This is a genomic window from Vibrio sp. Vb1755, from assembly GCF_033338635.1.
Taxonomy (GTDB): domain Bacteria; phylum Pseudomonadota; class Gammaproteobacteria; order Enterobacterales; family Vibrionaceae; genus Vibrio; species Vibrio alginolyticus.
This window is the reverse complement of record NZ_JAWOTA010000118.1, coordinates 1-1,511: the sequence shown is the minus strand read 5'-3', so window position 1 is coordinate 1,511 and position 1,511 is coordinate 1. Positions and strand designations below refer to the sequence as shown.

Here is a 1,511-nt window from a genome sequence, read left to right as displayed (position 1 = left end):
ATGGGCTACAAACGCATTCGAGAAACTCTGGCAGCGCAGTACAACCTATCAAACTTAGAGCCTAACATTCAGGTGTTTAACGTGGATGTTCGTGGTGACCGTTCACTCACGTTGCAGTACGTTCCTCATAACCGCATTCCACTCGATGAAAGTTATGATGAGGTATTGAAACACGTCTATCGCCTATGGGGCTTTGACGTAATCTTAGAAGAAGTTAAAGACACGGGACACAGAGAAACATTAGCCACTTGTCCAAAACGCAATCAGTACGATTCAAACATTTAGCTAAAAATAGACTCATCCCCTTAAAGCCAAAGGCTCCATGAAAGGAGCCTTTTTATTAACTGCAAGAAGTAGAATCGTTACGCTTTTTTCGCCACAATAGCTCTAACGGCTTCAAGATCTTCTGGCGTATCAACGCCTGCTGCTGGCGCTTCTTTAGCGACTGCAACGTGGATTTTCTCGCCGTACCAAAGCACTCGTAACTGCTCTAGGCATTCAATTTGCTCTAGGGCACTTGGCGCTCAGTTTACGTAAGTATTAATGAAACCTGCGCGGTATGCATAGATACCGATGTGACGCATCAATGGATTCACGATAGCTTTGTCTTGCTTAGCGAAGTTATCACGATCCCAAGGAATTGTTGCTCGGCTAAAGTACATGGCATAACCACGCTCATCAGCAACGACTTTTACGGCATTTGGGTTGAAGACTTCATCTTCAGATTCAATTTCAACCGCCAACGTAGCCATAGGCGCATCACTAGCGGCTAAGTTATCTGCGACTTGGCGGATGATAACTGGTGGTACCAAAGGCTCATCACCTTGAACGTTCACAATAATGTGGTCAGCAGGAATGGCCATTTTCTCTACCACTTCCGCTAAACGCTCTGTACCAGATTCGTGGTTTGGCGAAGTCATACAAACTTTGCCACCGAATTGCTCAACCGCCGCAGAAACTCGCTCATCGTCAGTAGCAATGATCACGTCATCAGCGCCAGCTTGCATTGCTTGTTCGTAAACCCATTGCACCATTGGTTTACCACCGATATCAGCCAGTGGTTTACCTGGTAAACGGCTCGAAGAGTAACGAGCCGGTATCACAACCGTAAAAGACATTAACGTCCCTCATCCATACTCATGGTGCGAGCTTCTGGCTCAAGCAGAACAGGAATACCCTCTTTGATAGGGTAAGCAAGGCGATCTAATTTGCAGATCAACTCTTGATTATCTTTATCGTAAGTCAGCTTACCTTTACACACTGGGCAAGCCACAATCTCAAGCAGACGGTGATCCATAAGTCGCTTTAACCTCTTTTATTCGATTTAAAATTCGCTCTGCATCTTTAGGCTCAAATTGAGCAGATACAGGCAGATACCACCAATTGTCTTGTGCGTAGTCGCTACATTTGACAGCATCTTTCTCTGTCATAATCACATTCGCCCCTTGTAGAGCCAATGCTTCAAGTTCTTTTTGGTCAAAGTCTTGATGGTCAGCAAAACCTTTCGTGAC

The 1,511-nt window shown here is 45.3% G+C and carries 2 protein-coding genes and 2 pseudogenes; 1 reads left to right on the top strand and 3 read right to left on the bottom strand.

Annotation, left to right across the window (positions count from 1 at the left end):
• Positions 1-285, top strand: a pseudogene (locus tag R7E00_RS23120) (SpoVR family protein); the annotation flags it as partial.
• A gap of 77 nt (positions 286-362) precedes the next feature.
• Here R7E00_RS23120 and kdsB read toward each other — a convergent pair.
• The 3 genes and pseudogenes from kdsB to R7E00_RS23105 all read right to left on the bottom strand — a co-directional run.
• Positions 363-1,118, bottom strand: a pseudogene (gene kdsB, locus R7E00_RS23115) (3-deoxy-manno-octulosonate cytidylyltransferase).
• Positions 1,118-1,297: a Trm112 family protein gene (locus R7E00_RS23110; protein WP_005378451.1), complete on the bottom strand. Its 180-nt coding sequence runs from the start codon at positions 1,295-1,297 to the stop codon at positions 1,118-1,120. The pseudogene kdsB and the gene R7E00_RS23110 overlap by 1 nt, the downstream one beginning before the upstream one ends.
• The coding region (locus R7E00_RS23105) for a tetraacyldisaccharide 4'-kinase (RefSeq protein WP_318124572.1) at positions 1,278-1,511 on the bottom strand (234 nt) is incomplete at its 5' end. The genes R7E00_RS23110 and R7E00_RS23105, both read right to left, overlap by 20 nt.

Bases quoted from the DNA above. Each gene is read 5' to 3' on its own strand.
- R7E00_RS23110 (WP_005378451.1), bottom strand. From the start codon at position 1,297: ATGGATCACCGTCTGCTTGAGATTGTGGCTTGCCCAGTGTGTAAAGGT.